Raw genomic sequence first — 23,668 nt, forward strand, 5'->3', positions numbered from 1 at the left:
ATTCACCATCGCCACGAATGCCTTCCGCCTCGCGGCCGTCAGCGTAGGATCATTTTCAACCCAACACGAAACCCTGTAGCGGAGGGTCGAATCATGCTGATCCATCTCCTGACCTGTCTGGCCCTGACGGCCTTCACGTTGAGCGTTTTTGCCTGGTTCGTTCTCTCCGAGGAGCGCACGTCATGATTAACCAAGTCACCCTGGCCGTGAGCTTCCCGGTGTTCGGCAACAACTATTATTCGCAGCAATACGAGTCCCGTAAGGTGTTGGCCCTGGTGTTCGACGATAAATTCGAAGCCCTGCTGATTCCCGCAGCCGGCCACCACTTCAACAATGAAGTGGTCGGGCTCAACGATCAGTTCCGCTTTCTCAACGATGTGCTGGCCGAGCATCTGCTGGCGACCGAAGTCGCTGCTAGCGACCGCCGGTCTCGATACTTCTGAGTAACTGTTCCAGCCCCTCGGCTTATTCCCTTCCTTGCACGGCAGTGGATGGTCGATCCATGGCGATGAAGTCTCCTAGCTCATCGATGAGTTCACGGCCATCCGTAAGCATTTTTTCCCAGTCGGTGGGGAAACGCACATTCAGTGGCAGTTGATCGATTCTCCAGCGTGGCGAGAGTGGCCGATCAAAGCGGGCGGCCACCTGCAATCCCATTTCGCTGGCAGCAAACGGCCCGCGCAATACCGTCGGCGTACGACCGGCGCTGTCCACGGCCTGGACCACGTGGGCCGTCAACCACTCGCCATCAGGCATGCGCACGCGCAAAGGCTGGCCAATAGCGGCATAGCTGATGTTCAGCGGTTCCAGATAAATCCACAGCAATGGATCTTCCAGTTGCTCAATGCGCATCAGCAAGGTGCCGGCGCCGACGTTCTCCCCGGGGTTGACCAACACCTCCGCCACTCGCCCACTCTGCCCGGCTGCAACCGGCAGCGCAGCGAGGCGTGTTTGTAACCACTTTTGCTCGGCAGTGCGCTGTGCCTTGTCGCGCTCATCGCTCATGGGCGATTGATTGGCCTGTTGTTCGCGGCGTTCAAACGCGAGCAAGTCGGCCTTGAAACTGTCGAGTTCAGACTGCGCAGCCAATACCTCGCCCCGGGAGACCGCGCCTCGTACCACCAGGTCTTCAAGCACGCCCACGCGGTCCTCGGCCCGGGCGATCCGGGTCCTGAGCAATTGACGTTCGCGACCACCCAGTTTCGCATTGCTCAAGCGCGCCGTATCCGGCGGGATAGCGTCAAGTTGCGCCAGCCGGGCTCGCCATTCGGGGTTGTCGAGGTTGGCCAGCGGCTGGTCGACCCGCACCTGATCCCCCGCCTTGACGAACAATTGCTCGACCCGCCCGGCATCCCGCGCTCGCACTTCGAGAATCGGCAGGCGCAGTTGCGCCGGCGCGTCGATCATCCACATGCCGTAGGCCAGTTTGCCCCCCAGCCAGATCAACGGGCTCGCCACCAATAACAGGATCAGATACCAGCGCACCCGAAACGCCATGCGTTTGCCCGGGGCGTAGAGCACAGTCAAACCTTGTTCCTGGGTCGGGCTCAGTTCTTTGCGACTATCGAAACGAATTTTCATGACGGCTCACCGTTTTGGAAAGTCTCGCCAGGCTTGCCAGTCGATACCGGCAATCCCTTGGGGTTGTAGTTGTTCCCGCCACACGCTGCTCTGGCGTTGCAACTGTTCGGTCGACGCGCCGTGCCAGCTTTCCGTGGCATCCAATTGCTCCTCCGTGCTTTGCGCGAGGCGAAATTGCAGGACAGGCCAGCGTTTGGCGATCTGCTCTGCTCTTTGAGCACTGTTTATGGGGTTGCTTGTATAAATCATCAGGCTGACCTGGCGTACGCCTGCGTCAGGAAGACCGCAGGGCACACAGGTTTTTCCGGGACTTGAGTCGGTAAACCAGCGCGGATGGCTGGAAATCTCCACCGGCCACGGGCTGTCACTGGCAGCGGTTCGCAAGGTGTCGAGCCAGTCTTTCAAGCGTTGATCAGGCACCGGCGTGCCCAGTTGCTCGACTTCCAGATCAAGGTGCAGGCTGGCGAACGAAAGCCCTTTGAATTTGGCCAGTAAATCGGTGAGCTGATGGCGCTCCTGCGGCTCGATCCAGGCCGGATCCCCCAACAACAGGCTGACCTTCACGCCCGCGCTGTTGGCTTGTTGCAGCAATTGCTCCAGTTGCTGACGCGTTGTGCCAAGGTCTCTGATTTGGGCGGAATTGAAGCCAAGGTAAATCTTGTCCATCCCGGCCTTTCGCAGCGCGGCAAGCTCAGTCGCCCGACGTTCGGGGTCCAGCAAGGCTTCACTGTCCCAGACGTAACTGCCCTGGGACCATGACGACGGCGCGGCCTGCACGGTCTGATGGGGAATCACCAGCAGGGCCATGGCGAGCAGAATCGGTCGCATATCAAAACCTCGTGGCTCGTTTAAGTACCCACCACGGCGCCATCGAACTTTCTTCGTGCCCGCGACGGAACATCTCATTGAGCATCGCCACGGCGCTCCAGCAGCGCAGGATCAGCATGAACAGCGGAAAAACCGGCACCAGCAATCCGAGGGTCATATCCTGCCGGGGACGGTCCGAGACCATCACCAGCATGGCGAAGAACAGTATCGTGGTGATCATCAGGTACAGCAGGTACACCAGCACAAACAGAAACAGCAACGTCTTGCCCGGCAGAATGAACAGCGCCAGCAAGGTGTAGCTGAAGATCAGAAATGGCAGCACCAACTGAAAGAAGAAGCCCGTGAGCAGGATCATCAGGAAGGTGCGCCAGCCCAGCAGTTTGGGGTCGATGTTGTGGTTGTGCTTTCTGATGTAGAGGAAAAACAGGTCGCCATCCCAGCGCAGGCGTTGCATCAGAAAGTCGCGAAGCGTCTTCGGTGCGTCGGTGTGGCCGATCGCTTCCGGCTCGAACGGAATCCTCAGGTCGTGGCGCTTGAAGTAACTCTTGATCCGCAACGTGAGGTCCAGGTCTTCGGCGGTATGGGTATTCCAGCCACCGATCTTCACCAGGAAACTGCGGCGGAATGCACCAAAGGCTCCCGACACGTTGTTGACCAGATTCCATTCCGACAGACCGATTTTCGACATATGGATCGACAACAGGTACTCCAGCGCCTGCATCGCCGTCACCCATGACGACCAGACGTTGCGCACCCGCAGGCTGCCGGCAACTGCCGGCACCGAAGGGTCCTCGAAATGCCGCACGATGGAGCTGACCATGTTGTTGTCGAAGGACGTGTCGCCATCGAGGGCCATGACGATTTCGCCGCTGGCCAGCGACAGGCCGGCGTTCAGTGAAGACACCCGCCCGCCCCGCTGCCATTTGGCAATCGGGCGCAAATGGCGCCTGGGATATAACTGCGGATCCACGTTGAAACTGCGCACGGCGCTGAGCGTCACTTGATTGGCCGTGGCGCCGTCGACCACCGGAATCATCTCGATGTGGCCCGGGTACGTTTGCTCGCAGAGGCTCAACAGTGTGGTCTGTACATCCAGGCCTTCGCTATAGCAGGTGATGATGCAAGAGACACGGGGGCGATAGATGCTGGTCTTCGGCACGCGGGTGCGGCGCCGGGTGAACCAGCGCAGTACACCGAGCATCACCATGACCATCAGCGGCAGTTCGAAGACCAGGAACAGGGGGAACAGCATGTAGAACAATCGGCTCAAACCGTCCGTCCCCATAAACGCACTGAGCAGGCTGTACAGTTGTTCCAACATTGGGCTCATGACAGATCACCCCAATTCGCCGGCCAGACGGGCCAGCAGCAATTCACCATCCTCCTGTTCGACGAGGTCCTTGGGTGCGGTGACGCTGACGACCCGCAAGGAAACGTCACTGATTTCCGGCGCAGAAAAAAGCTCGGCGACCCGGCCCAGGCGCTGTTTGACGCACTCCAGCCCCTTCTCGTCGGTGTTGGGCAGCATGATCCAGAAATACTCCTCGGTACTTCGAGAGCAACGATCCGTTTCCCTCACCGACTCCTGCAGACGCTCGGCGACACTGTCGATGAAGGCATGGCCGCGCTGTTCGCCCAGGCGCGTCAACGTGTCGGACAGGTTGACGAAGCGCAGGCCGATCACCGAAAAGGCCGGCTGTGAATAGCGGCGTACGATCTGGATCTGCCAGTTCAGTAAATCAAAGAAGTCCTTGCCGCCCAGCAGGTTGAGCCTGCCAAAATGCCGGGAAGAGCGCTCGCTGAACTCCTGTCGGCAACGAAAGCGCCCGGCCTCCGCCAGGCGAAAATCCCGGACCTCGCGCACTCTCAGCTTGTCGGGCGTGTGCGACAAGCCGCAGTCCAGGCAACGCGCCTGCACTTCGGCATCGACAAAGAACGCCTGACAGGAACGGCAGCGGTAGTTTTCCATCGGCCGGTCGTAATCACTGCCGATGTGTCGCAGACGGTTCAGGCAATTGGGGCACAACAGCACGGCATCCTTGATAAACGACTCCTGAGGCCCGACATGCCCGCAAGTAAAGCAATGCAGCGACGGTTGCCGTGATATGTCGAGGGCATGGCATTCGGCACACACGTCAATGTAATTGAGCCGGCCCGAACCACAGTCCGAACAGAGCCGCACGCGATCGACCAGAACGCCCGCCTCCAGCCAGTCCTGTTGCACCATCAGACTCAGCCAGACGAACGGGTTAACCGGCTCGCTATCCATCAGGGCATCGAGCAAGGGAAAGCGGTAATGCTGAGGCACTTCAGGGTCGCGCAGCGCATACACCTGAGCGTTGTCGCGCAGCCAAAGCCAGGTCAGCACCCGGCTCTCGAAGCGCTCCTGCCCCGACCCTTGCCTGAAGAGATTGAAGCGCTCCTGCCAACTGGCCCATTGGGCTTTTATTTCGCTGGATTCAACCGGGCACGCTCCGTCACCCAAGGCTTCACACCAGCCATCCTGGTCACGGCAACAATAGATAAGGGTGTAACGGTAGGGCTCGATCGAGCGCAGTTTGCGCAGCACTTTTGCCGCATAGGCGGCGGGCATGTCCAGTAAAACGACATCAAAGGCATCAACAGCCAGCAGGCTGCCAAGATCGGTAAAGTGTTCAAGCTCCGCAATATTCAAACCTGGAACTCGATTGCCGAGTATCGCAATTCTTGGATTTGGAGTGGGCATGACGCACGTCCCCTACGGAAAGACCAGTGCGATTAACGGAAGCTACCAACACTAGCATTGCATTAGAAAGCGCGTGGATTAATTGTGAAGTTATTTTTTGACAATGCGAGAAGCGAGAGTTCGCCTTGAACACTTAATTTTTTATCAGGGCATCCAAATATAAATAGCAAGCAAATCAATGATTTTTTTATTATTATTTTTCAGTTACTTACATAACTAACACAACGTAATATTAAGACAGCAAAAAAAGCCACTCAATCGCCACTAACTAATAGCCCTGAGCCACACATACGTGTTTGCAATCAAAATTCATTTACAAAGACAACTCATTTCGCAAATACAATATATATGCCAAGTCGTAAACTTCCGAATAATCTCATCCCAACCATATATAAAAACAACAACCGCTTATTGCTAAATAAACCACAACACTCAGCAGCCGTTACAAAGTTGAAACAGATACTGTTTCAACATCAACACACTTCGTTATAGCCGGACGCTGATCACAGGACGTGATCAGCGTTAAAGGCCCTTGAGCTTATTGTTCCAGTTTCAACAGCGGCGTGTCTTTCTTGACGATGTAGGTCGCCAGTTCCGAAGCCTTGTCCTTGCCGACGTTCTTCGCGACATGGGCGGTGCCGGCCGGGATGTAGAGGGATTCACCCGCCTTGAGCGTGACGTTCGGCTGGCCTTCGAGCTGGTACTCGAATGTCCCTGAAACGACGTAAGCGACTTCGGCACCGGGATGCGAGTGTTTCGGCGACGTGACACCCGGATCGAAATCGACGAGGACCTGAATCACTTCACGCCCTTCTACATCGAGGTCGTGACGCACCAGATCGGTACGCTTGATGCCGCTCTGCCAGCTTTTGCCAGGCGCCTGGCCGGCGTCGGCCGGCTGGGTGTCCTGAGCTTGGGACAGCCCCGCGAAAGCGGTGAGTGCCGCGGCGACGATGGCGACGCCGAACAGGCTGGCGGCGTTGGTTTTGTTATTTCGGGACATCGCAGTTCTCCAATGAGCGCAGGGTAAAAAATGCGCGGGATGCCGTTGTCAGGCAGCCTCATTACGCGGTCCCCGTGTATCGCACGCATGTCACGCAGGGCTGTTTTTGTATGCGCACGTAGCTGCCGGCCAAACAGATACGTTGGGATACAGGGCCTGCGAGCGACGCCTGAAAATAATTTCATAGGGACGCAATCAGCCCTGGCGCTGCGCAAATTTAATGAACCCTGCCGCCGCACGCTCACCTAACTGAATGACCATCAGGAGGTGACACATGCATTTTGAACCAACGTGGATCGTACTCGCGGTAGTACTGCTACTCATTGAATTGTGGGCAATCAATCGGCTGCGCAAGAGCGAGGGCAAGGCGAGCACCCGTGGGGTGTGGATGGTGGTGATCGTGTTTGTGCCGCTGTTGGGGCTTATCGCCTGGGCCTTGGCCGGGCCAAAGCAAATTGCACATAACCCGCGATCGGCGCAGGCCGGGCAATAACGCAATGTGCGCTAACGCATTACCGGGGTCATGCGTTAGCAGCCTGGCAAAAGACATCCAGGCGCCGGGTGAACAGTTGTGGATTTGTATCGGTCTGTATTGGGCGCCTGGGAGACTACACAGCGATACACAACGTCGGGGTGCAGGACACATACGGTGTACATGAAAGTGAAAGAGTGCGCGGGTCGCAGTTCAACCCTTGCAGGAACCCCTTCATGATCAATCAAATCGATACCGTGCTGTACACCGGCAAAACCGTTACCACCGGCGGCCGCCAAGGCGAGTCGCGCAGTGACGACGGGCGCCTGGACATCAAGCTGTCGCCCCCGGGCTCTTCCGGTAGCGGTACCAATCCTGAGCAATTGCTGGGCGCCGGCTGGTCGGCGTGTTTCATCGGCGCGCTGGGCAAGGCGGCGCTGGCGCTGAAAGTGAGCTTGCCGGCTGACGTCAGCGTCGCGACCGAAATCGATCTGGGCAAGACCGATAACGCCTTTTTCCTCCAGGCACGCCTGAATGTCAGCTTGCCGGGTGTAGAGCCGACGCTGGCCCGCTCCCTCGTGGATGCCGCCCACCAGACCTGCCCGTATTCCAAGGCAACCCGCGGCAACATCGACGTGACGATCAATCTGGTTTGACGGCACAGACCGGAACGCAAAAGACAGATAAACAAATGCCCCGTCAGACGGGGCATTTGATCTTGGCGAGCTGCCTTGTCACAGCTGCACAAGCAGGCTTCGAGAGCCAAGTAGGTGGCCAGTGCTGGTCTCTGGCTTACGAGGTTTATCAGGACTCCCACAGAACAACAATATATGCACTGTCCTGCTTCACACGGCATAAGGGCTGGATCTCAGCGCGGAGATCTTTCTAACCGTGTACCCTTCGGAGCGCGCCCCACGCGTCCTCGCTATCCGCTTGCGCATCAGTCTGCGTTTTCACCTACACCTTCAGAGTAGCAAAACGCTCGCAGCGTGGGCCGCTGTTTTTAGACCGATTTCCTTTTTCAGGCCGCGTGGCAGGACACAAAAATGCTATGCCTGCCGAGTCTCACAGCGACCGCTGGCTGTTGCCGATGCCCTTGGCGATATCGACGCCCCAATCCATTGCCGCCTCCATGTCGAGCATGTGCGGTTTGGGGTCGTGGTTTTCGTCGATAGCAGTGCCGTCCGGACGGTAAACCCCAATGAACATGCCCAACGAACCGTCCTTCAATATCTCGGCCTTGACCTTGATGCTGCATCCGTTCGATAGCGTTTCCTTGTGTTCCATATGGCGCTCGGTCATTGCGTTTTTCCTCCCGCGTCAGGATTTTCGACCATACAGGCAATGCTAGCTCAGCCCCTGAATTGCGCTGATTCACAGTTCTGAGCACTTAGCCTGACAGCGGCGAAATGCCACCTATACTGGATGCCACCGCCCCTTCGGGGTCTGCACACGAACAATAAAAAGCAGAGGTGGAACATGGTTTGGCAGCAAATCTACGATCCGTTCAATAACCCGGTACTGTCCACCCTCATGGCCGCCGTGCCGGTGGTGGTGATGCTGGCAGCCCTCGCGTTTTTCCATGTCAAGGCACACTTGGCGGCACTGCTCGCCCTGGCCTCGGCGCTGGTCATCGCCATTTTCGCATTCGACATGCCCGCCAACATGGCTGGGTCCGCTGCGCTGTACGGCGCCGCCAACGGTCTGTTGCCGATTGGCTGGATCGTGCTCAACATCATTTTCCTGCACCGTCTGACCACCGAGAACGGCTCGTTCAAAGTGCTGCAGGATTCCCTGGCGCGGATCACCGACGACCGGCGCCTGCAATTGCTGCTGATTGCCTTCTGCTTCGGCGCGTTCTTCGAGGGCGCGGCCGGCTTCGGCACGCCGGTGGCGGTGACCGGGGCGATCCTGATCGGCCTGGGCTTTTCGCCGTTGGCGGCTTCGGGCCTGGCGCTGATCGCCAACACCGCACCGGTGGCCTTCGGCGCGCTGGGCACGCCGATCATCACCCTGGCCAAAGTCACCGGGCTGGATGAAATGGAGTTGTCGATGATGGTCGGGCGGCAACTGCCGTTCTTCTCGGTGATCGTGCCGTTCTGGTTGATCTGGGCCTTTGCCGGGTGGCGCAAGATGCTGGAAATCTGGCCGGCGATCCTGGTCGCCGGGGTCAGTTTTGCCATCCCGCAATTCCTCGTGTCCAACTATCACGGGCCGATGCTGGTGGACGTGATTGCCGCACTGATTTCCATGGCCTGCCTGACCGGTTTCCTGAAAGTCTGGAAACCGGCCACGGTGCACACCTCCGCCGCCCTGACTGGCCGGGTCGACAACTCGAAAATCGATGCGGAATATGAATCCAAAACCGAACCGACCGCGGCTTTTTCCAGCGACACGAAAAAAGCCGTGATGCGGGCGTGGATGCCGTGGCTCATCCTCACCGTGTTTGTGTTCGCCTGGGGCACCCAGAGCTTCAAAAACCTGTTCGACACCCGCCCGGCGATCGATCCGGTGACCCACTCGGCCAAGCTCGACCCTCAAGGCAAGCCCATGCGCGAAGCCAACCCGGTGTTCGCTCCGGTCCTGACCTTCACCACCATCCACCAGCAAATCGAGAAAGTGCCACCGGTGGTGCCGACGCCTAAAGTCGAAGAGGCGGTCTACAAATTCACCTGGTTCACCTCCACCGGCAGCGGCATCTTGCTGGCCGCGATCGTCGGTGGCTTGCTGATGGGGTATTCCATCCCGCAACTGATCAGCCAGTACCTGCGAACGCTGTGGGTGGTGCGCTATTCGTTGATCACCATCACCGCGATGCTCGCCCTGGGCTTCCTCACGCGCTACTCCGGGCTGGATGCCACCATGGGCCTGGCCTTTGCGGCGACGGGGATTTTCTATCCGATGTTCGGCACCTTGCTCGGCTGGCTCGGCGTGGCGCTGACCGGTTCGGACACCGCGTCCAACGTGCTGTTCGGCGGTTTGCAGCGGGTCACCGCCGAGCAGTTGGGCTTGAGCCCGGTGTTGATGGCGGCGGCCAACAGTTCCGGCGGGGTGATGGGCAAGATGGTCGATGCGCAGTCAATCGTGGTCGCCTCCACGGCTACGCGCTGGTACGGCCACGAAGGGGAAATCCTGCGCTACGTGTTCTTCCACTCGATCATCCTGGCGATCCTGGTCGGCGGGCTGGTGACGTTGCAAGCGTATGTGGCGCCGTTCAGCCATATGGTGGTGGGCGGACATTGAACCGACAGACCGAAGGTATCTGCGCTCAAGCTTAAACCCCTGCCCGGGAGGTTCGCCTTCCGGGCTTTTTTTCTTCACAAAGGCACACGCTTCTAACGGGATTGCCGCGTCACCTTGCTTATCTGTGGTTCCGGGTAAAACTTATTGAATGAAAAGCGGCCTGGCGCGGACAAACAGGCAGGGACCAGCCCACGCGCCACGCCAATGATGAACAGCATTTCCGCAACCAGACCTCACATCCCATAACTAAAAAACGAGTGTCGAGCGCCGATGAACATTCTTTACGATGAACGCGTTGACGGCGCCCTGCCCGACGTCGACAAAAACGCGCTGCTGCAGGCCCTGCGAACGCAGATGCCTGAGCTGGAAATCCTGCACCAGCAGGAAGAACTCAAGCCGTACGAGTGCGACGGGCTTTCCGCCTATCGCACTACGCCGATGCTGGTGGTGCTGCCGCGTGAAATTGCTCAGGTTCAGGGGGTGTTGCGCCTGTGCCACGAGCACCGGGTGGCGGTGGTTGCCCGGGGGGCCGGGACCGGTTTGTCCGGAGGAGCATTGCCGCTGGAAAAAGGCGTGTTGCTGGTCATGGCGCGCTTCAATCAGATCCTGCATATCGACCCCGCCGCCCGCACCGCACGGGTCCAGCCGGGGGTGCGCAACCTGGCGATTTCCCAAGCGGCCGCGCCTTTCGGCCTGTACTACGCGCCCGACCCTTCCTCGCAGATCGCCTGTTCCATCGGCGGCAACGTCGCGGAAAATGCCGGTGGCGTGCATTGCCTGAAATACGGGCTGACCGTGCATAACCTGCTCAAGGTCGACATCCTGACGGTCGATGGCGAACACCTGACATTGGGCTCCGACGCCCTCGACTCCCCCGGGCTCGACCTGCTGGCCCTGTTCACCGGTTCTGAAGGCATGCTCGGGGTGATCACCGAAGTCACGGTCAAACTGCTGCCCAAACCGCAGTCGGCCAAGGTGCTGCTGGCGGCGTTCGATTCCGTGGAAAAAGCCGGGCGCGCCGTCGGCGATATCATTGCCGCCGGGATCATTCCCGGGGGTCTGGAGATGATGGATAACCTCGCCATCCGCGCCGCCGAAGACTTCATCCACGCCGGTTATCCGGTGGAAGCCGAAGCGATTTTGCTGTGCGAACTCGACGGCGTTGAAGCCGACGTGCATGACGACTGCGACCGCGTGCGCCAGGTGCTGGAACAAGCCGGCGCCACCGAAGTGCGCCTGGCCAGGGACGAGGCCGAACGGGTCCGATTCTGGGCCGGTCGCAAGAATGCGTTCCCGGCGGTGGGTCGCTTGTCTCCGGACTATTACTGCATGGACGGCACCATCCCGCGCAGGGAGTTGCCCGGAGTGCTCAAGGCCATCGCCGACCTGTCCGCCGAGTACGGTTTACGCGTGGCCAACGTGTTCCATGCCGGCGACGGCAACATGCACCCGCTGATTCTGTTCGATGCCAATCAGCCCGGCGAGCTGGATCGTGCCGAAGCCCTGGGTGGCAGGATTCTGGAGCTGTGCGTGAAGGTCGGCGGCAGCATCACCGGCGAACACGGTGTCGGGCGCGAGAAGATCAATCAGATGTGCGCACAGTTCAACAGCGATGAGTTGACCCTGTTTCACGCGATCAAGGCAGCGTTCGACCCCAGCGGCTTGCTCAATCCCGGCAAAAACATCCCGACCCTGCACCGCTGCGCCGAATTTGGCGCGATGCACGTGCATGCGGGGCAACTGCCCTTCCCTGACCTGGAGCGTTTCTGATGCACGGATCAGCCGAGATGGACGACAGCGCGCTGCTGCTGGAGCAGGTCAATCAGGCATTGGAAAATGCCACGCCGCTGCGTATCCAGGGCGCCAACAGCAAGGCGTTTCTGGGGCGGGTGACCGCCGGGGAAATACTCGACACCCGCTCACACCGGGGTATCGTCAGTTACGACCCGACCGAGCTGGTGATCACCGCGCGCTGCGGCACGCCGTTGGCCGAGCTCAAGCAAGTGCTGGACGCTGCACAACAGATGTTGCCCTGTGAACCGCCGGCCTTTGCGGATGACGCCACCGTGGGCGGCATGATTGCCAGCGGATTGTCGGGGCCGCGTCGGCCGTGGTCCGGCTCGGTGCGCGATTTTGTCCTCGGCACCCGGGTGATCACCGGTCTCGGCAAGCATTTGCGCTTCGGTGGCGAGGTGATGAAAAACGTCGCCGGGTACGACCTGTCGCGACTGATGGCCGGCAGTTACGGCACCCTGGGGCTGATCACGGAAGTCTCGCTCAAGGTCTTGCCCAAACCCCGGCAGGCCTTGAGCGTCAGTCTGGAAATGAACGCCGAACGCGCGCTGTTGCGCCTGGCGGAATGGGGCCAGCAACCGTTGCCGATCAGCGCCGCGTGTCACGACGGCGAGCATTTGCACTTGCGTCTTGAGGGCGGTGAAGGCTCGGTGGCCGCCGCCCATGACCGTTTGGGCGGTGAGCGGCTGGACGGCTCGTATTGGGCCGACCTTAATGAACAGCGCTTGAGCTTCTTCGACGAGGACCAGCCGTTGTGGCGGCTGTCGTTGCCCACTAATACACCGCGCCTGTCCTTGCCCGGTCGCCAGTTGATCGACTGGGGCGGCGCCCAGCGCTGGCTCAAATCCGACGCCGAGGCGAGCTTCATTCGCCAGGTCGTCGAAGAAGTCGGCGGACACGTGACCTGCTACAGCCACGGCCTCAGCGACAGCCCGTTCCAACCGTTGCCCGAGGCGCTGATGCGCTATCACCGCAACCTCAAACGGCAACTCGACCCCCAGGGTATTTTCAACCCCGGACGCCTGTACGCGGAGCTTTGAACCATGCAGACCACCTTGAGTGAAAACGCCCGCCGACTGCCCCGCGCCGAAGAAGCCGACAGCATTCTGCGCAGCTGTGTGCACTGCGGTTTCTGCAACGCCACGTGCCCGACCTATCAGTTGCTCGGCGATGAGCTGGACGGCCCACGCGGGCGCATCTATCTGATCAAACAGGTGCTCGAAGGCTACGAAGTCACGCAAAAAACCCAGCAACACCTCGACCGTTGCCTGTCGTGCCGCAACTGCGAAACCACCTGCCCGTCCGGTGTCGATTACCACAACCTGCTGGACATCGGCCGGGCGGTGGTGGATGCGGCAGTACCGCGCCCGATGGGCCAGCGCCTGTTGCGCGAGGGGCTGCGCGCACTGGTGCCGCATCGGGATCTGTTCAAAGGCCTGGTCAACAGTGGCCAGATGTTCCGGGCACTGCTGCCCGGCGCGCTGCAAAGCAAACTGCCGCGCAGTACGCCGGTGAGTAAAAAACGTCCCACCCCCCACCATGCCCGCCACGTGTTGATGCTCGAAGGCTGCGTGCAACCCGGGCTGTCACCCAACACCAACGTCGCTGCCGCGCGGGTGCTCGACCGGTTGGGCATCAGTGTCACGCCGGTCAACGGCGCCGGTTGTTGCGGGGCCGTGGATTATCACCTCGACGCCCAGGCGGCCGGACTGGATCGCGCCCGGCACAACATCGACGCCTGGTGGCCGGCGATTGAAAAAGGCGCCGAAGCCATCGTGCAGACCGCCAGTGGTTGCGGGGCCTTTATCAAGGACTACGGGCATCTGCTCGAACACGACCCCGCCTACGCCGATAAAGCCAAAACCGTCAGTGCGCTGGCCAAGGATCTGGTGGAAGTGCTGCGCGACGAGCCGCTGGAACAGCTCGGCATTCATAACGCCCGCCGCGTGGCGTTTCATTGCCCGTGCACCTTGCAGCACGCGCAGAAACTCGGTGGCGCGGTCGAAGCGCTGTTGCTGCGCCTGGGTTTCAACCTGACCACCGTACCCGATGCTCATCTATGCTGTGGCTCGGCGGGCACTTATTCGCTGACCCAGCCGGCGCTGTCCCGACAACTGCGCGACAACAAAATGAATGCCCTGGAGAGCGGCTACCCCGAAGTCATCGCCACGGCCAACATCGGCTGCCAGTCGCACCTCGACGGCGCAGGCCGGACCCCGGTGCGGCACTGGATCGAACTGGTCGAAGCCGCCCTGTCCCAATAACGCCCCGGAGATTGCCCATGAACAGCAAAGCCATCCTGAGCCAGGCCGAAGTCAGCCAGATCCTCGCTGCTTCGCGCAGCGAAGCCCAGGCTAACCAGTGGCCGGTGACCATCGTAGTGGTCGATGACGGCGGTCATCCCCTGGCTCTCGAACGCCTCGACGGCGCATCGCCCATCAGCGCCTACATCGCCACTGAAAAGGCCCGCACCTCGGCACTGGGCCGACGTGAATCGAAAGGCTATGAAGAAATGGTCAACGGCGGACGCACCGCTTTCCTCTCCGCGCCGCTGCTGACATCGCTGGAAGGCGGTGTGCCGATCATCGTCGACGGCCAGGTGATCGGCGCGGTCGGGGTGTCGGGGGTCAAGGCCGAACAAGATGCGCAGGTGGCGAAAGCCGGGGCGCAGTGTCTGAAGTGAATTGTAAAACCCACGCAATCCTGTGGGAGCGGGCTTGCCCGCGATGACGGCGGCACATCCGACATCGATGTGCCTGACACTCCGCCATCGCGAGCAAGTTCGCTCCCACAGGGTTTGCGTCGAACCCGCCGAAGAGGAATCGCATCGATGACCCGCCTCACTGCGAAAGACTTTGCCCCGGAGTTGCTGGAGCTCTACGACTACTACGCCCATGGCCTGATCAACCGGCGCGAGTTTCTCGACCGCGCCGCGCTGTTCACCCTCGGCGGGTTGACCGCCAGTGCGCTGCTCGCGTCCCTGAGCCCGAACTACGCGCTCGCCGAGCAGGTCGAGTTCACCGACCCGGACATCACCGCCGAGTACATCACCTACCCCTCCCCCAAAGGCCACGGGCAGGTGCGCGGGTATCTGGTGTGCCCAGCCAAAGCCGCCGGCAAAGTCCCTGGCGTGGTGGTCGTGCATGAAAACCGTGGGCTCAACCCCTACATCGAAGACGTCGCCCGTCGTGTGGCCAAGGCCGGTTTCATCGCCCTCGCCCCGGATGGCCTGACTTCGGTGGGTGGTTATCCGGGCAATGACGACAAGGGCCGCGCGCTTCAGGAAAAGGTCGATCCGGAAAAACTCATGAATGACTTTTTTGCCGCCGTGGAATGGATGATGAAACACGACGCCGGCAACGGCAAAGTCGGCATCACCGGGTTCTGCTATGGCGGAGGTGTCACCAATGCGGCGGCGGTGGCTTACCCGGAACTGGGCGCGGCCGTGTCGTTTTATGGCCGCCAGCCCGAGGCCAAGGATGTGCCGCGCATCAAGGCACCAGTGATGCTGCACTTCGGTGAGCTGGACACACGGATCAACGAAGGCTGGCCGGCATATGAGCAGGCGTTGAAGGCTGGCGGCAAGACCTATGAAGCGTTCATCTACCCTGGCGCCAACCATGGCTTCCACAATGACTCCACCCCGCGCTATGACGAAGCGGCGGCGAAGCTGGCGTGGGATCGTACGATTGAATGGTTTCGCAAGTATTTGGTTTGAGCGGTCGGCAGGGCCGGCCTCTACGCGAGCAGGTTCGCTCCCACATTTGATTAGCGACAAAGATCCAATGGGGGAGCGAGCCTGCTCACGATGGCGGTATCACTGCCGCTGATTACTTGGGTTGCGCCACGGTGCGCAGATACGGCTTCAATGTCTTGAACCCGTCCGGATACTTCTTCTTCGCGTCCTCATCGGACACCGACGTCGGAATGATCACGTCGTCACCCGGACGCCAGTTCACCGGTGTGGCAACGGTGTGTCTGGCGTTCAGTTGCAAGGAGTCGAGCAGTCGCAGTACTTCATCGAAGTTGCGCCCGGCGCTCATTGGGTAGATCAGCATGGCCTTGACCTTCTTGTCCGGGCCGATGATGAACACCGAGCGCACGGTCGCGTTGTCCACGGCGGTGCGTTTACCGCCGCTGGCATTGGGATGAATCATGTCGTAGAGCTTGGCCACCACCAGGTTGTCGTCGCCGATCATGGGATAGTTGACCGCGTGCCCCTGGGTTTCCTCAATGTCACCGAGCCACGCGTGGTGGTCGCTGACCGGGTCGATGCTCAGCCCGATGACTTTGGTATTGCGCTTGTCGAACTCAGGTTTCAGCCGCGCCACCTCGCCCAGCTCGGTGGTGCACACCGGGGTGAAATCCTTCGGATGCGAGAACAGGATGGCCCACTTGTCGCCGATCCATTCGTGAAAACGGATCGAACCTTCAGTACTGTCGGCGGTGAAATCAGGGGCCTCGTCGCCAATGCGGATTGTCATGATCGATCTCCTTAAAGTGAGGTTCAGGGATGGGTGTCGAGCCAATCAACGCGACTGAGTATAGGAGACGAATGATGACAGGCCGCACCGCCGTGCCACGCACGTTGAAACCGTCGCTCAACCCCCGAGGGCGATGATCGCCGCGATCAGCGCTGCGCCGACAACCGCCATCGCAAGCCCGCCCTGCCACGGTTTGGCGCCGGCGTATCGCGCCAGGATCCAGCCGGCCACAAACAGCACCACCAGCCCGACCAGGTTGGACAAGCGCACCGCCAATCCCGTCTGATCAAGCAACAGGAACGGCACCACCAGCGGAAAGGTCGAGACCACCACCAACAGGAAAACGCCCAGCGCGCCCTTGAAATCATTCAGCCCCAGGAACGGATGTGGCGGCGTGGGCGGCGATGCGACCAGGCGCTGGCGCAACACTTCCAGGCCTTCGGTGCCGGCCGCCGTGGCGATACGCGGTGGCAATGCATCGGCAATCAGCGCCTGCCCGGCGCTCGCGTCCGTGCCTGCGCGTAAACCGGCGAACAACGTGCGGTTGCGCGTGCGCTCGATCAAGGTGCGCAGCAGATACATCACCGCGTCTGCCAGCCCCCAGGCCAGGTTGCAGCCGAGCGCGGCAAACATCATGGTGCGCTCGTCTTCCTGATTGGCGGTCGCCACGCTGATGGTGCCGGTGAAGGTCATCGCCATCAGCAAGCCAAAAATCACTTCCGTGACCCGATCGACCGGGTCGAGTACGCGGGTACGCATCTGTTCGCGGCTGTCTTGCATAGGCCCGACCTACGGCCCGAAGACGAGCCGTCTAGTGAAAAGGGAGGTTAAATTCGCCTGCTCACACAGTGTAGTCAGGAACCTGCCCGTTGCTGATCGAGCGTCAATCCACCAAGGCAATCAACTGATGGCGTTGCGCATCGGTGAGCATCGGCCCGAAACCGGCACCCGCGTTTTCCGTCATGTAGCGCGGGTTGCCGGTGCCGGGAATCACGCAGGTCACCGCCGAATGCGACAACAGGAACTTGAGCGCCAGCTGCGGCCAGCTCTTGACTCCGACTTGCGCGGCCCAACCAGGCAGCGGTTTATCCCTCAATCGGCCGAGCAATCCACCGCCGCCGAACGGTCGGTTGCAGATCACCGCCACGCCACGCTCGCGACACAGCGGCAGGATGCGTTTTTCGACACCGCGATCATCCAGCGCATAGTTGATTTGCAGAAAATCCAGTTGCTCAGCCTTGAGCACCACCTCCACTTCTTCATAGGCCGATGGCGTGTAATGGGTGATGCCGATGTAACGAATTCTCCCCTCTTCCTTCCACTTGCGCAGTGTCGGCAAATGGGTTTGCCAGTCCAGCAGGTTGTGGATCTGCATCAGGTCGATGCGATCGGTCTGCAACAGCTTGAACGACTGTTCCATCTGCGCGATACCTTCTTCGCGACCCCGGGTCCACACCTTGGTCGCCAGAAACGCCGGCGAGCGCGGCTCGTGGATCGACAGCAGTTCACCGGTCGTCTCTTCGGCCCGGCCGTACATCGGTGAGCTGTCGATCACCGTCCCACCCTTCTCGAACAATGCGCCCAGCACCGCGGGCAATTGCTTGTAGGCCGGGTCGTGCGGGGCCACATCAAAACCGCGATAGGTGCCCAGGCCGACGATGGGCAATGACTCCTGGCTGGAAGGAATGACGCGGGTCTGCATGGTCTTGCCTCCTGTTCCCGTCGACGGCGGGGTTTGTGCGCCGGTCGGACCGAACGTGAAGACCGCCGAAACACCGGCAGCCAGCGTGAGTATTTTTCTACGGGTGTACCCCACAGAATGGCTCATAAATCGTCCCTCGCCCGCCAATCAGGTTTCGACTTGTTGCGCCTGGCGCCGCGCCAGCCACAGACATAACCCGCCCCACAGCCCGGCGAACGGCACGATCACCAGCGCCACCAGGCCAAATCCCGCGCCCAACGCCGTCAAACCGGCGGACAACCAGCCACTGGCGGCATCGCCACCGCGATAGACCAGGGTCTCGATGACGTTCTTGGCCTTGTACTTCTCTTCGCGGCTGACCACCGTCCACAACACCTCCCGCGCCGGTCGCACAATGGCGAACTCCACAGCGCGACGCAGCCCCTGTGCCAGCGCCACGGTGGTCGGCACCGGGGCCAGGGCCATGGCGCCGAAGGCAACGATGGTCGCCAACGGCATCGCCACCAGCGCGCCGCCGATCCCCACAAAACGGATCAATGGCGCCGTCAGCAGCAGTTGCAATGTCAGGGTCAGTGCCGACACGATCAAATCGACCACGGCGAAGAATTGCGTCCTGCTGCCCGTATCAGCGTAGCTGCCAGCGACGATCCGTCCCTGCTCGAAATACAACAGGGTCGCGGCGCTGGTGTGTAAAAGCATGAACAGCACCAGCCCCAACAGGTACGGAGAGCGCAGGATCAGGGTGATGCCGGCGAGTACGCTGCCGCCCATGCGCCGTTCGTCGAGTAGTGGATTGCCCGCCTGCGACTGCGTGCGCGCCAGCAGCGCCCGGTAGCAGCGCACGGCGATTTCCAGCAGCAGCGCCGCCGCGACGGTCAACGCCACCGGGCCCAGTCGGGTGGCCATGGTCGCCGCGAGCAACGGCCCGATAAACGTGCCGAGGGTGCCACCGGCCGCGATGCAGCCGAACAGTCGTCGTCCCTGTTCACTGGAGAAACGGTCGACCAGCACACTCCAGAAAATCGAGACGATGAACAGGTTGTAGATGCTGATCCAGACAAAAAACACCCGCCCGACCATCACCGGCGCCACGTGGTTGGCGATCAACAGGCCGAAAACCAGCATCGACGCGGCAATGATGCGATAGATCAACGGCACGAAGCGCGTGGCCGGCAGCCGTGACGCCACCGCGCCGAACACCGGCACCATCAGTAGCATGACCACGAACGTGGCGGTGAACAGCCATTGCAGTTTATCGGCGCCGCCTTCAAGCCCCAGGGCATCGCGCAGGGGTCGCACCAGGTAATAGCTGGCGAGCACGCAAAAGTGAAAAGCAAAGCCCAGTGCCAGGGCCGCTCTTTCCGATGGCAACACATTGAGCCACTTGAGACCGATGGGCATCGGTGCCCTCCTTCACCGCCAGCTACACTCTGACAGCACCCCGGAGCCGTCAATGCCGCCCACTAACGTTAGCCGAATGTCCCGAACCCTGGTGTTACTTGTCATCATCCTCGCAGCGATGTACCTGGTGCTCTGCGCGGCGCTGTTCGTGTTTCAGCGCGCGCTGATCTATTACCCGCAACCACGCTCCGCCGGTTCCGCCGAAACACTGCTCACGCTGCCCGTCGCTGACGCGCAGGTGCTGGTTTCAGTCAGACCGCACGACGGCCCCAAGGCGATCATTTATTTCGGTGGCAATGCCGAGGATGTCTCACGCAGCCTGCCGGAGTTCGCCAGGGCGTTCCCTGATCATGCCCTGTACTTCATGCATTACCGAGGCTATGGCGGCAGCAGCGGCTCACCCTCCGAGGAAGCCATTGCCCGCGATGCCATGAGCCTGTTCGACAAGGTCTACGCCGATCATCCGCAGGTTGTCGTGGTCGGCCGCAGCCTGGGATCGGGGGTCGCCGTGCGCCTGGCCAGCGCACGCCCGGCCACCCGGCTGTTGCTGGTCACGCCATACAACAGCCTCGAAGAACTCGCCGCCCGGCAGTTTCGCTGGTTCCCGGTGCAGTGGTTGTTGCAGGACAAGTTCGAATCCTGGCGCTATGCCGAACACATAACCGTGCCGACACGACTGATCGCCGCCGAACATGACGAAGTGATCCCTGCATCCAGTACACAGCGGCTATACAGCCATTTCGCCGAGGGCGTGGCGTCGATGCAGGTCATCAAGGGCACCGGGCACAATTCGATCAGCGACAGCCCTGAGTATTTCGAGGCGCTGGGGAATGGGTTGTAGAGCGGCTCCTGCAATAGAACGCTATCCCCAAGCACGTTCGTCGGACACAAACCGTCATCAACCAATAAGCCCACCCGCCCCGTGAACCTTGTTTCGCGGCGCCAGTCTTAGACCGGCATTTGTACTTCCTCCTTAACGTTGTCACCTCATCCGAGCTGTCCGCACCATGCGCCAAACCGCCCTTGCCTTGCGCTTCACTTCACTGTGCCTGTTGACCTCGCTACCCTTTTTCATCAGCCCCGCCCACGCCGGCGCGGAGCGACAACTGGTGGAAGCCATCAACGATTACCGAGCCCATCCGCAAGATTGCGGGCGGCGTCCTGCCCAGCGTTTGGCGCCACTGGCCTTGAAATCAAACCTGGCATTGCCGGTGGGTTACGGTGGCGGTTTGCGCGATCGTTTGAAGGCGTCCGGTTATCAGGCGGTGGCCGTACGATCCATCCGGGTCATCGGTGCCCAGGATGCCGAAGAGGCTTTCGACCTGTTGCAGGATGACCATTGCACCGCCCTGCTTGACAGCCAGTACGCCGACATTGGCGTCAGTCGCAGACGTGGTGAGTGGCAAGTGGTGTTGGCGCGTCCGGTACTGGACAGCCAAATGGGCGACCCGCGTTCGGTCAGCAAAGCCTTGCTGGCGCAGGTGAATGCCGCCCGGGCCAAACCGCGAATGTGCGGCCGTCAACGGTTTGCCGCCGCGCGGCCACTGGCGTGGAATGCCAGCCTCGGTGCCGCCGCGCAAGGACACAGCAAAGCGATGGCCTACGGTAACTACTTCGCCCACCGCGATCCCGATGGCGACACCCCCGCCGACCGGGCGCGCGCCGCTGGTTACCGTGGGCGGCAGATCGGCGAGAACATCGCCGCCGGCCAAGGGTCGCCAAACAAGGCAATGGCCGGATGGCTGGCCAGCCCCGGGCATTGCGCCAACCTGATGAACCCGATGTTCACTCAAGTCGGTGCCGGTTATGCCACCGAGGCGCGCAGCGATGAAGGGGTTTACTGGACGATGCTGTTCGGGGCGAACTGATCTGCCCTGAGCCGTTACTTGACCAGCCGGGTTTCTTTGGACGGCCGATAACCAAAGTAGGCGCTGTAGCATTTGCTGAAGTGGCTGGGCGAGACAAAACCACAGGCCACCGAGACTTCAACAATGGTCAGCGTGGTGTGTTGCAGCAGTCGACGCGCCTCGGTGATCCGCAAGTCCATGTAGTAACGCTGTGGCGTAGTGCCCAATTGCTCTTTGAACAGGCGCTCGATCTGCCGTCGGGATCGGCCGGCATACAGACACAGCGCCTCCATCTCCAGCGGCTCTTCGAGGTTGGCATCCATCAGGTTGACGACCTCCCGCAGCGGGCCGCTGACCGAGACATTCAGGCTGGGTTTGATCCGTCGATAGCGCGACGCTTCAAACGCCAGAATGTCTTCGATACCGTCAGTCAGCGCCTTGTCATGCAAACCTTTGATCCACTCCAGTGCCATGTAAAACGCACCGTTGGGACTGGACGCCGTCAGACGATCACGGTCGACCACGAAGGCTTCACTGGTGACCTGAGTGAGTTTGGCGATTTCCGCCAGCGCAGGACGATGCTCGGGATGAATCGCACAGCGATAGCCGTCCAGCAAACCGGCTCGCCCGAGAAACCAGGCACCGTTCCATATCCCCGCCAGCTTCACGCCTGCTTCGGCGGCCCCGTGCAAAAGACTGACAAGCACCTCGTCAGCCTGGAGGGCCGTACGGTACCCGCCACAGATGACCAACAGGTCCAGGTCTTGAATTTCCGCATGAGCCAGGCAGGCGTCCGGCCGGATCACCAACCCCAGATCGCTGATCACTTCGCCTTCCGTCAAACCGAAGGTCTTGGTGGTAAACAGCCCCGGCCGCAGCAGGTTTGCGGTGATAATCGTATCGAGTGCCTGGGTAAACGCCGGCAACGAGAAATGCTCCAGCAGCAGAAAACCTGCCCGGGCGCAGATGGGTTGGCCTTCATGCTCATTGAGATAGCGAAGATTCTTGCCCTTCATGGCACCGCTGAACTGACGTCGTTCTACCAACACTCGCCTCGCTTCGCCCTGCTGACGAACCTGTGATTTAGCGCCTTGATATCCGTAACCCCTGATCGCAAAAATTAACCGCGCACCCGCGCACGGCTCGGTGCGCATTGTTTACGCCAGTTGAAACCGGCGAGCAAGAGCTGCAGGGCAAGTTGGCTTTTAGCCTTGACTCGAGACCGGCTAATGGGCGTCCCCTTTTCCACTTATGCAAAAGCACGTTATGGGCATTGTCCATCAGTACCAGGCGGATAAAACAACACCGGAACTGGCCGGTGGTCGGGATAGTGTGCTTGAACAGTTATCGAAAAGACCAATCATGTATTGAAATGCATTCAATTTTCTGATCCGACGCATGCTCTAATGAGGATCTATAATCGGTTATAAAGCTAATACCCTCTATATATTTACCGCTTTCAATTATTAAAAAATCGTCATCAATATCATTAAAGTCAAGCTCATAAAGACTACTAATCAACAGTAGATCATCACCAGGTCTCACCGACTTAAACCACCCTAGATAGCCCTTCCCGACTACAATCCTATACAGCTTTTTGGTCTCTCCAAAATCTAGTGAGATCAGATCATTTCTATAAATGAATGACTCAACAACCTTATCAAGCCCGACAGCTGTACCGACTTTTGACTTAATTCCGATCCACTCCGCACTTTTAATCAAAACATCATTAAGACACGCATTTGACTCGTACCACCCAACAGCGCCAATTTTTTCTTGAACACTGAAAAAGTCCTCACCCAGAGAAAACCCAGCCGCACTTAAGCCAGGAATCAGCTCAACTTTAATATCAGGAATTAACATCGCCACCCGCAATTACTCCCACGCTTTCCACTGGCCAGCATCATACTTCAACCGACTACCTTGCTGGTCATAATACTGCTGAAATTTGGTAATAGTTCCTGGCTTGAAGCCTGCGTTCGAATCAATCACCCTGACTTCAGTTCCATCTTTGTACGTGAATTTATAGTACTCCGCGTCATGCCGACCTCCGAGGAAAAAAGGGGACAGATTTATTTTCCAACTACAGGTCCATTCCGAGGAGGAAAAAAGGGGACAGATTTATTTTCCAACTACAGGTCCATTCCGAGCATTAATAAAAATAAATCCGTCCCTTTTTCCACCATCCTTTTGCACGATTAAATTTTAGGCACTAGAGCAAAAAGCCCCCTTTGCATTAAGTAGCTGCAAATATAATTCGCTGCCTTATCTGAACTTCGCTTTAAAAAAACAGAATCCAACTCATCTGGAGCTTGGTCGCAGTACCAACTGTCGTACGTCTGTTCAGCTATCTCGCCAACTAATTGATACACATCCCCTCCAAGAATCGAAATTCCGAGAGCTTCAAGTTCATAAATAGCACGTAAAGCGTCATCGCGACGCAGAGCCCAGTTCCGCACCCCCAAATGCTCTAGGGATATCCCGCGACTTAGAATAGGATCAATTTGTTCCGACCATATAACACTCATAAGTCACTCCGCCCGGCTCGGCTTGAATAGTCGATGATTGATTGACCCATCCGACTCCTT

Annotated in this window: 24 protein-coding genes; 11 read left to right on the top strand and 13 right to left on the bottom strand. The window is 59.6% G+C overall.

The window, feature by feature from the left end:
• Positions 1–182: 182 nt before the first annotated feature.
• Positions 183–443, top strand: a complete 261-nt coding sequence (locus KHO07_RS15600) for a hypothetical protein (protein WP_212624796.1) — start codon at positions 183–185, stop codon at positions 441–443.
• A 22-nt stretch (positions 444–465) separates the two neighbouring features.
• On the opposite strand, the gene KHO07_RS15605 is transcribed toward KHO07_RS15600, so the two are convergent.
• The 5 genes from KHO07_RS15605 to KHO07_RS15625 form a co-directional block, all read right to left on the bottom strand.
• Positions 466–1,581 carry a biotin/lipoyl-binding protein gene (locus KHO07_RS15605; protein WP_212624797.1) on the bottom strand — a complete coding sequence of 372 codons (1,116 nt, stop codon included), beginning with the start codon at positions 1,579–1,581 and terminating at the stop codon, positions 466–468.
• 6 nt (positions 1,582–1,587) lie between these two features.
• The gene (locus KHO07_RS15610) at positions 1,588–2,409 is read right to left on the bottom strand and encodes a hypothetical protein (RefSeq protein ID WP_212624798.1); all 822 of its coding nucleotides are present in this window, start codon (positions 2,407–2,409) and stop codon (positions 1,588–1,590) included.
• A 1-nt stretch (position 2,410) separates the two neighbouring features.
• Positions 2,411–3,739, bottom strand: coding sequence for a glycosyltransferase (locus tag KHO07_RS15615; RefSeq protein WP_212624799.1), 1,329 nt, complete (start codon positions 3,737–3,739; stop codon positions 2,411–2,413).
• 6 nt (positions 3,740–3,745) lie between these two features.
• A complete protein-coding gene (locus KHO07_RS15620) occupies positions 3,746–5,134 on the bottom strand; it encodes a diguanylate cyclase (RefSeq protein ID WP_212624800.1) in 1,389 nt (462 codons plus the stop codon).
• 538 nt (positions 5,135–5,672) lie between these two features.
• Positions 5,673–6,137, bottom strand: a complete 465-nt coding sequence (locus KHO07_RS15625; RefSeq protein ID WP_212624801.1) for a cupin domain-containing protein — start codon at positions 6,135–6,137, stop codon at positions 5,673–5,675.
• A gap of 274 nt (positions 6,138–6,411) precedes the next feature.
• Here KHO07_RS15625 and KHO07_RS15630 point away from each other — a divergent pair, with 274 nt between their 5' ends.
• Positions 6,412–6,630 (top strand): PLD nuclease N-terminal domain-containing protein, encoded by a 219-nt coding sequence (locus KHO07_RS15630; RefSeq protein WP_212624802.1) that lies wholly within the window; start codon positions 6,412–6,414, stop codon positions 6,628–6,630.
• A gap of 215 nt (positions 6,631–6,845) precedes the next feature.
• Positions 6,846–7,265, top strand: coding sequence for an organic hydroperoxide resistance protein (locus KHO07_RS15635; protein ID WP_212624803.1), 420 nt, complete (start codon positions 6,846–6,848; stop codon positions 7,263–7,265).
• Between the two features lie 409 nt (positions 7,266–7,674).
• Here KHO07_RS15635 and KHO07_RS15640 read toward each other — a convergent pair whose 3' ends face one another.
• Positions 7,675–7,911 carry a hypothetical protein gene (locus KHO07_RS15640; protein ID WP_212624804.1) on the bottom strand — a complete coding sequence of 79 codons (237 nt, stop codon included), beginning with the start codon at positions 7,909–7,911 and terminating at the stop codon, positions 7,675–7,677.
• Between the two features lie 177 nt (positions 7,912–8,088).
• Here KHO07_RS15640 and KHO07_RS15645 point away from each other — a divergent pair, with 177 nt between their 5' ends.
• The 6 genes from KHO07_RS15645 to yghX all read left to right on the top strand — a co-directional run bounded on the left by KHO07_RS15645 (position 8,089) and on the right by yghX (position 15,364).
• On the top strand, positions 8,089–9,852 hold the full coding sequence (locus KHO07_RS15645; protein ID WP_212624805.1) for an L-lactate permease: 1,764 nt from the start codon (positions 8,089–8,091) through the stop codon (positions 9,850–9,852).
• 270 nt (positions 9,853–10,122) lie between these two features.
• Positions 10,123–11,622, top strand: a complete 1,500-nt coding sequence (glcD, locus tag KHO07_RS15650) for a glycolate oxidase subunit GlcD (protein WP_150732658.1) — start codon at positions 10,123–10,125, stop codon at positions 11,620–11,622.
• Positions 11,622–12,686 carry a glycolate oxidase subunit GlcE gene (gene glcE / locus KHO07_RS15655; RefSeq protein WP_212624806.1) on the top strand — a complete coding sequence of 355 codons (1,065 nt, stop codon included), beginning with the start codon at positions 11,622–11,624 and terminating at the stop codon, positions 12,684–12,686. The genes glcD and glcE overlap by 1 nt, the downstream gene beginning before the upstream one ends.
• A 3-nt stretch (positions 12,687–12,689) precedes the next feature.
• A complete protein-coding gene (gene glcF, locus KHO07_RS15660; RefSeq protein ID WP_212624807.1) occupies positions 12,690–13,910 on the top strand; it encodes a glycolate oxidase subunit GlcF in 1,221 nt (406 codons plus the stop codon).
• Between the two features lie 17 nt (positions 13,911–13,927).
• On the top strand, positions 13,928–14,329 hold the full coding sequence (locus KHO07_RS15665) for a heme-binding protein (RefSeq protein WP_150732655.1): 402 nt from the start codon (positions 13,928–13,930) through the stop codon (positions 14,327–14,329).
• A 147-nt stretch (positions 14,330–14,476) separates the two neighbouring features.
• On the top strand, positions 14,477–15,364 hold the full coding sequence (gene yghX, locus KHO07_RS15670) for a YghX family hydrolase (protein ID WP_212624808.1): 888 nt from the start codon (positions 14,477–14,479) through the stop codon (positions 15,362–15,364).
• Positions 15,365–15,476: 112 nt separating this feature from the next.
• Here yghX and KHO07_RS15675 read toward each other — a convergent pair whose 3' ends face one another.
• The 4 genes from KHO07_RS15675 to KHO07_RS15690 all read right to left on the bottom strand — a co-directional run bounded on the left by KHO07_RS15675 (position 15,477) and on the right by KHO07_RS15690 (position 19,233).
• Positions 15,477–16,130 (bottom strand): peroxiredoxin, encoded by a 654-nt coding sequence (locus KHO07_RS15675; protein WP_150732653.1) that lies wholly within the window; start codon positions 16,128–16,130, stop codon positions 15,477–15,479.
• A gap of 117 nt (positions 16,131–16,247) precedes the next feature.
• Complete coding sequence (locus tag KHO07_RS15680; RefSeq protein ID WP_212624809.1) at positions 16,248–16,910, bottom strand: VIT1/CCC1 transporter family protein; 663 nt, start codon at positions 16,908–16,910, stop codon at positions 16,248–16,250.
• 103 nt (positions 16,911–17,013) lie between these two features.
• Positions 17,014–17,958 carry an aldo/keto reductase gene (locus tag KHO07_RS15685; protein ID WP_212624810.1) on the bottom strand — a complete coding sequence of 315 codons (945 nt, stop codon included), beginning with the start codon at positions 17,956–17,958 and terminating at the stop codon, positions 17,014–17,016.
• Positions 17,959–17,979: 21 nt separating this feature from the next.
• The gene (locus tag KHO07_RS15690; RefSeq protein WP_212624811.1) at positions 17,980–19,233 is read right to left on the bottom strand and encodes an MFS transporter; all 1,254 of its coding nucleotides are present in this window, start codon (positions 19,231–19,233) and stop codon (positions 17,980–17,982) included.
• A gap of 52 nt (positions 19,234–19,285) precedes the next feature.
• Between KHO07_RS15690 and KHO07_RS15695 the strand changes: the two genes are divergently transcribed.
• Together KHO07_RS15695 and KHO07_RS15700 are read left to right on the top strand one after the other, a co-directional pair.
• Positions 19,286–20,074 (top strand): alpha/beta fold hydrolase, encoded by a 789-nt coding sequence (locus tag KHO07_RS15695; RefSeq protein ID WP_212624812.1) that lies wholly within the window; start codon positions 19,286–19,288, stop codon positions 20,072–20,074.
• Positions 20,075–20,240: 166 nt separating this feature from the next.
• Positions 20,241–21,101 (top strand): CAP domain-containing protein, encoded by an 861-nt coding sequence (locus KHO07_RS15700; RefSeq protein WP_212624813.1) that lies wholly within the window; start codon positions 20,241–20,243, stop codon positions 21,099–21,101.
• A gap of 14 nt (positions 21,102–21,115) precedes the next feature.
• Here KHO07_RS15700 and KHO07_RS15705 read toward each other — a convergent pair whose 3' ends face one another.
• From KHO07_RS15705 to imm40, 3 genes are all read right to left on the bottom strand, one after another.
• Entirely contained in the window at positions 21,116–22,126 is a 1,011-nt protein-coding gene (locus tag KHO07_RS15705; RefSeq protein WP_191635196.1) for a GlxA family transcriptional regulator, read from the bottom strand.
• A 298-nt stretch (positions 22,127–22,424) separates the two neighbouring features.
• The gene (locus KHO07_RS15710; RefSeq protein ID WP_212624814.1) at positions 22,425–22,949 is read right to left on the bottom strand and encodes a hypothetical protein; all 525 of its coding nucleotides are present in this window, start codon (positions 22,947–22,949) and stop codon (positions 22,425–22,427) included.
• Between the two features lie 329 nt (positions 22,950–23,278).
• Positions 23,279–23,608, bottom strand: coding sequence for an Imm40 family immunity protein (gene imm40, locus KHO07_RS15715; RefSeq protein WP_212624815.1), 330 nt, complete (start codon positions 23,606–23,608; stop codon positions 23,279–23,281).
• Between the last annotated feature and the right edge of the window lie 60 nt (positions 23,609–23,668).

This window comes from Pseudomonas sp. PP3, from assembly GCF_905336995.1.
Lineage (GTDB): Bacteria > Pseudomonadota > Gammaproteobacteria > Pseudomonadales > Pseudomonadaceae > Aquipseudomonas > Aquipseudomonas reinekei.

What these genes read in the sequence shown, in the direction of transcription:
- KHO07_RS15600 (WP_212624796.1), top strand. Translation starts at nt 183, where the DNA reads ATGATTAACCAAGTCACCCTGGCCGTGAGCTTCCCGGTGTTCGGCAAC.
- KHO07_RS15605 (WP_212624797.1), bottom strand. Translation starts at nt 1,581, where the DNA reads ATGAAAATTCGTTTCGATAGTCGCAAAGAACTGAGCCCGACCCAGGAA.
- KHO07_RS15610 (WP_212624798.1), bottom strand. Translation starts at nt 2,409, where the DNA reads ATGCGACCGATTCTGCTCGCCATGGCCCTGCTGGTGATTCCCCATCAG.
- KHO07_RS15615 (WP_212624799.1), bottom strand. Translation starts at nt 3,739, where the DNA reads ATGAGCCCAATGTTGGAACAACTGTACAGCCTGCTCAGTGCGTTTATG.
- KHO07_RS15620 (WP_212624800.1), bottom strand. Translation starts at nt 5,134, where the DNA reads ATGCCCACTCCAAATCCAAGAATTGCGATACTCGGCAATCGAGTTCCA.
- KHO07_RS15625 (WP_212624801.1), bottom strand. Translation starts at nt 6,137, where the DNA reads ATGTCCCGAAATAACAAAACCAACGCCGCCAGCCTGTTCGGCGTCGCC.
- KHO07_RS15630 (WP_212624802.1), top strand. Translation starts at nt 6,412, where the DNA reads ATGCATTTTGAACCAACGTGGATCGTACTCGCGGTAGTACTGCTACTC.
- KHO07_RS15635 (WP_212624803.1), top strand. Translation starts at nt 6,846, where the DNA reads ATGATCAATCAAATCGATACCGTGCTGTACACCGGCAAAACCGTTACC.
- KHO07_RS15640 (WP_212624804.1), bottom strand. Translation starts at nt 7,911, where the DNA reads ATGACCGAGCGCCATATGGAACACAAGGAAACGCTATCGAACGGATGC.
- KHO07_RS15645 (WP_212624805.1), top strand. Translation starts at nt 8,089, where the DNA reads ATGGTTTGGCAGCAAATCTACGATCCGTTCAATAACCCGGTACTGTCC.
- glcD (WP_150732658.1), top strand. Translation starts at nt 10,123, where the DNA reads ATGAACATTCTTTACGATGAACGCGTTGACGGCGCCCTGCCCGACGTC.
- glcE (WP_212624806.1), top strand. Translation starts at nt 11,622, where the DNA reads ATGCACGGATCAGCCGAGATGGACGACAGCGCGCTGCTGCTGGAGCAG.
- glcF (WP_212624807.1), top strand. Translation starts at nt 12,690, where the DNA reads ATGCAGACCACCTTGAGTGAAAACGCCCGCCGACTGCCCCGCGCCGAA.
- KHO07_RS15665 (WP_150732655.1), top strand. Translation starts at nt 13,928, where the DNA reads ATGAACAGCAAAGCCATCCTGAGCCAGGCCGAAGTCAGCCAGATCCTC.
- yghX (WP_212624808.1), top strand. Translation starts at nt 14,477, where the DNA reads ATGACCCGCCTCACTGCGAAAGACTTTGCCCCGGAGTTGCTGGAGCTC.
- KHO07_RS15675 (WP_150732653.1), bottom strand. Translation starts at nt 16,130, where the DNA reads ATGACAATCCGCATTGGCGACGAGGCCCCTGATTTCACCGCCGACAGT.
- KHO07_RS15680 (WP_212624809.1), bottom strand. Translation starts at nt 16,910, where the DNA reads ATGCAAGACAGCCGCGAACAGATGCGTACCCGCGTACTCGACCCGGTC.
- KHO07_RS15685 (WP_212624810.1), bottom strand. Translation starts at nt 17,958, where the DNA reads ATGAGCCATTCTGTGGGGTACACCCGTAGAAAAATACTCACGCTGGCT.
- KHO07_RS15690 (WP_212624811.1), bottom strand. Translation starts at nt 19,233, where the DNA reads ATGCCCATCGGTCTCAAGTGGCTCAATGTGTTGCCATCGGAAAGAGCG.
- KHO07_RS15695 (WP_212624812.1), top strand. Translation starts at nt 19,286, where the DNA reads ATGCCGCCCACTAACGTTAGCCGAATGTCCCGAACCCTGGTGTTACTT.
- KHO07_RS15700 (WP_212624813.1), top strand. Translation starts at nt 20,241, where the DNA reads ATGCGCCAAACCGCCCTTGCCTTGCGCTTCACTTCACTGTGCCTGTTG.
- imm40 (WP_212624815.1), bottom strand. Translation starts at nt 23,608, where the DNA reads ATGAGTGTTATATGGTCGGAACAAATTGATCCTATTCTAAGTCGCGGG.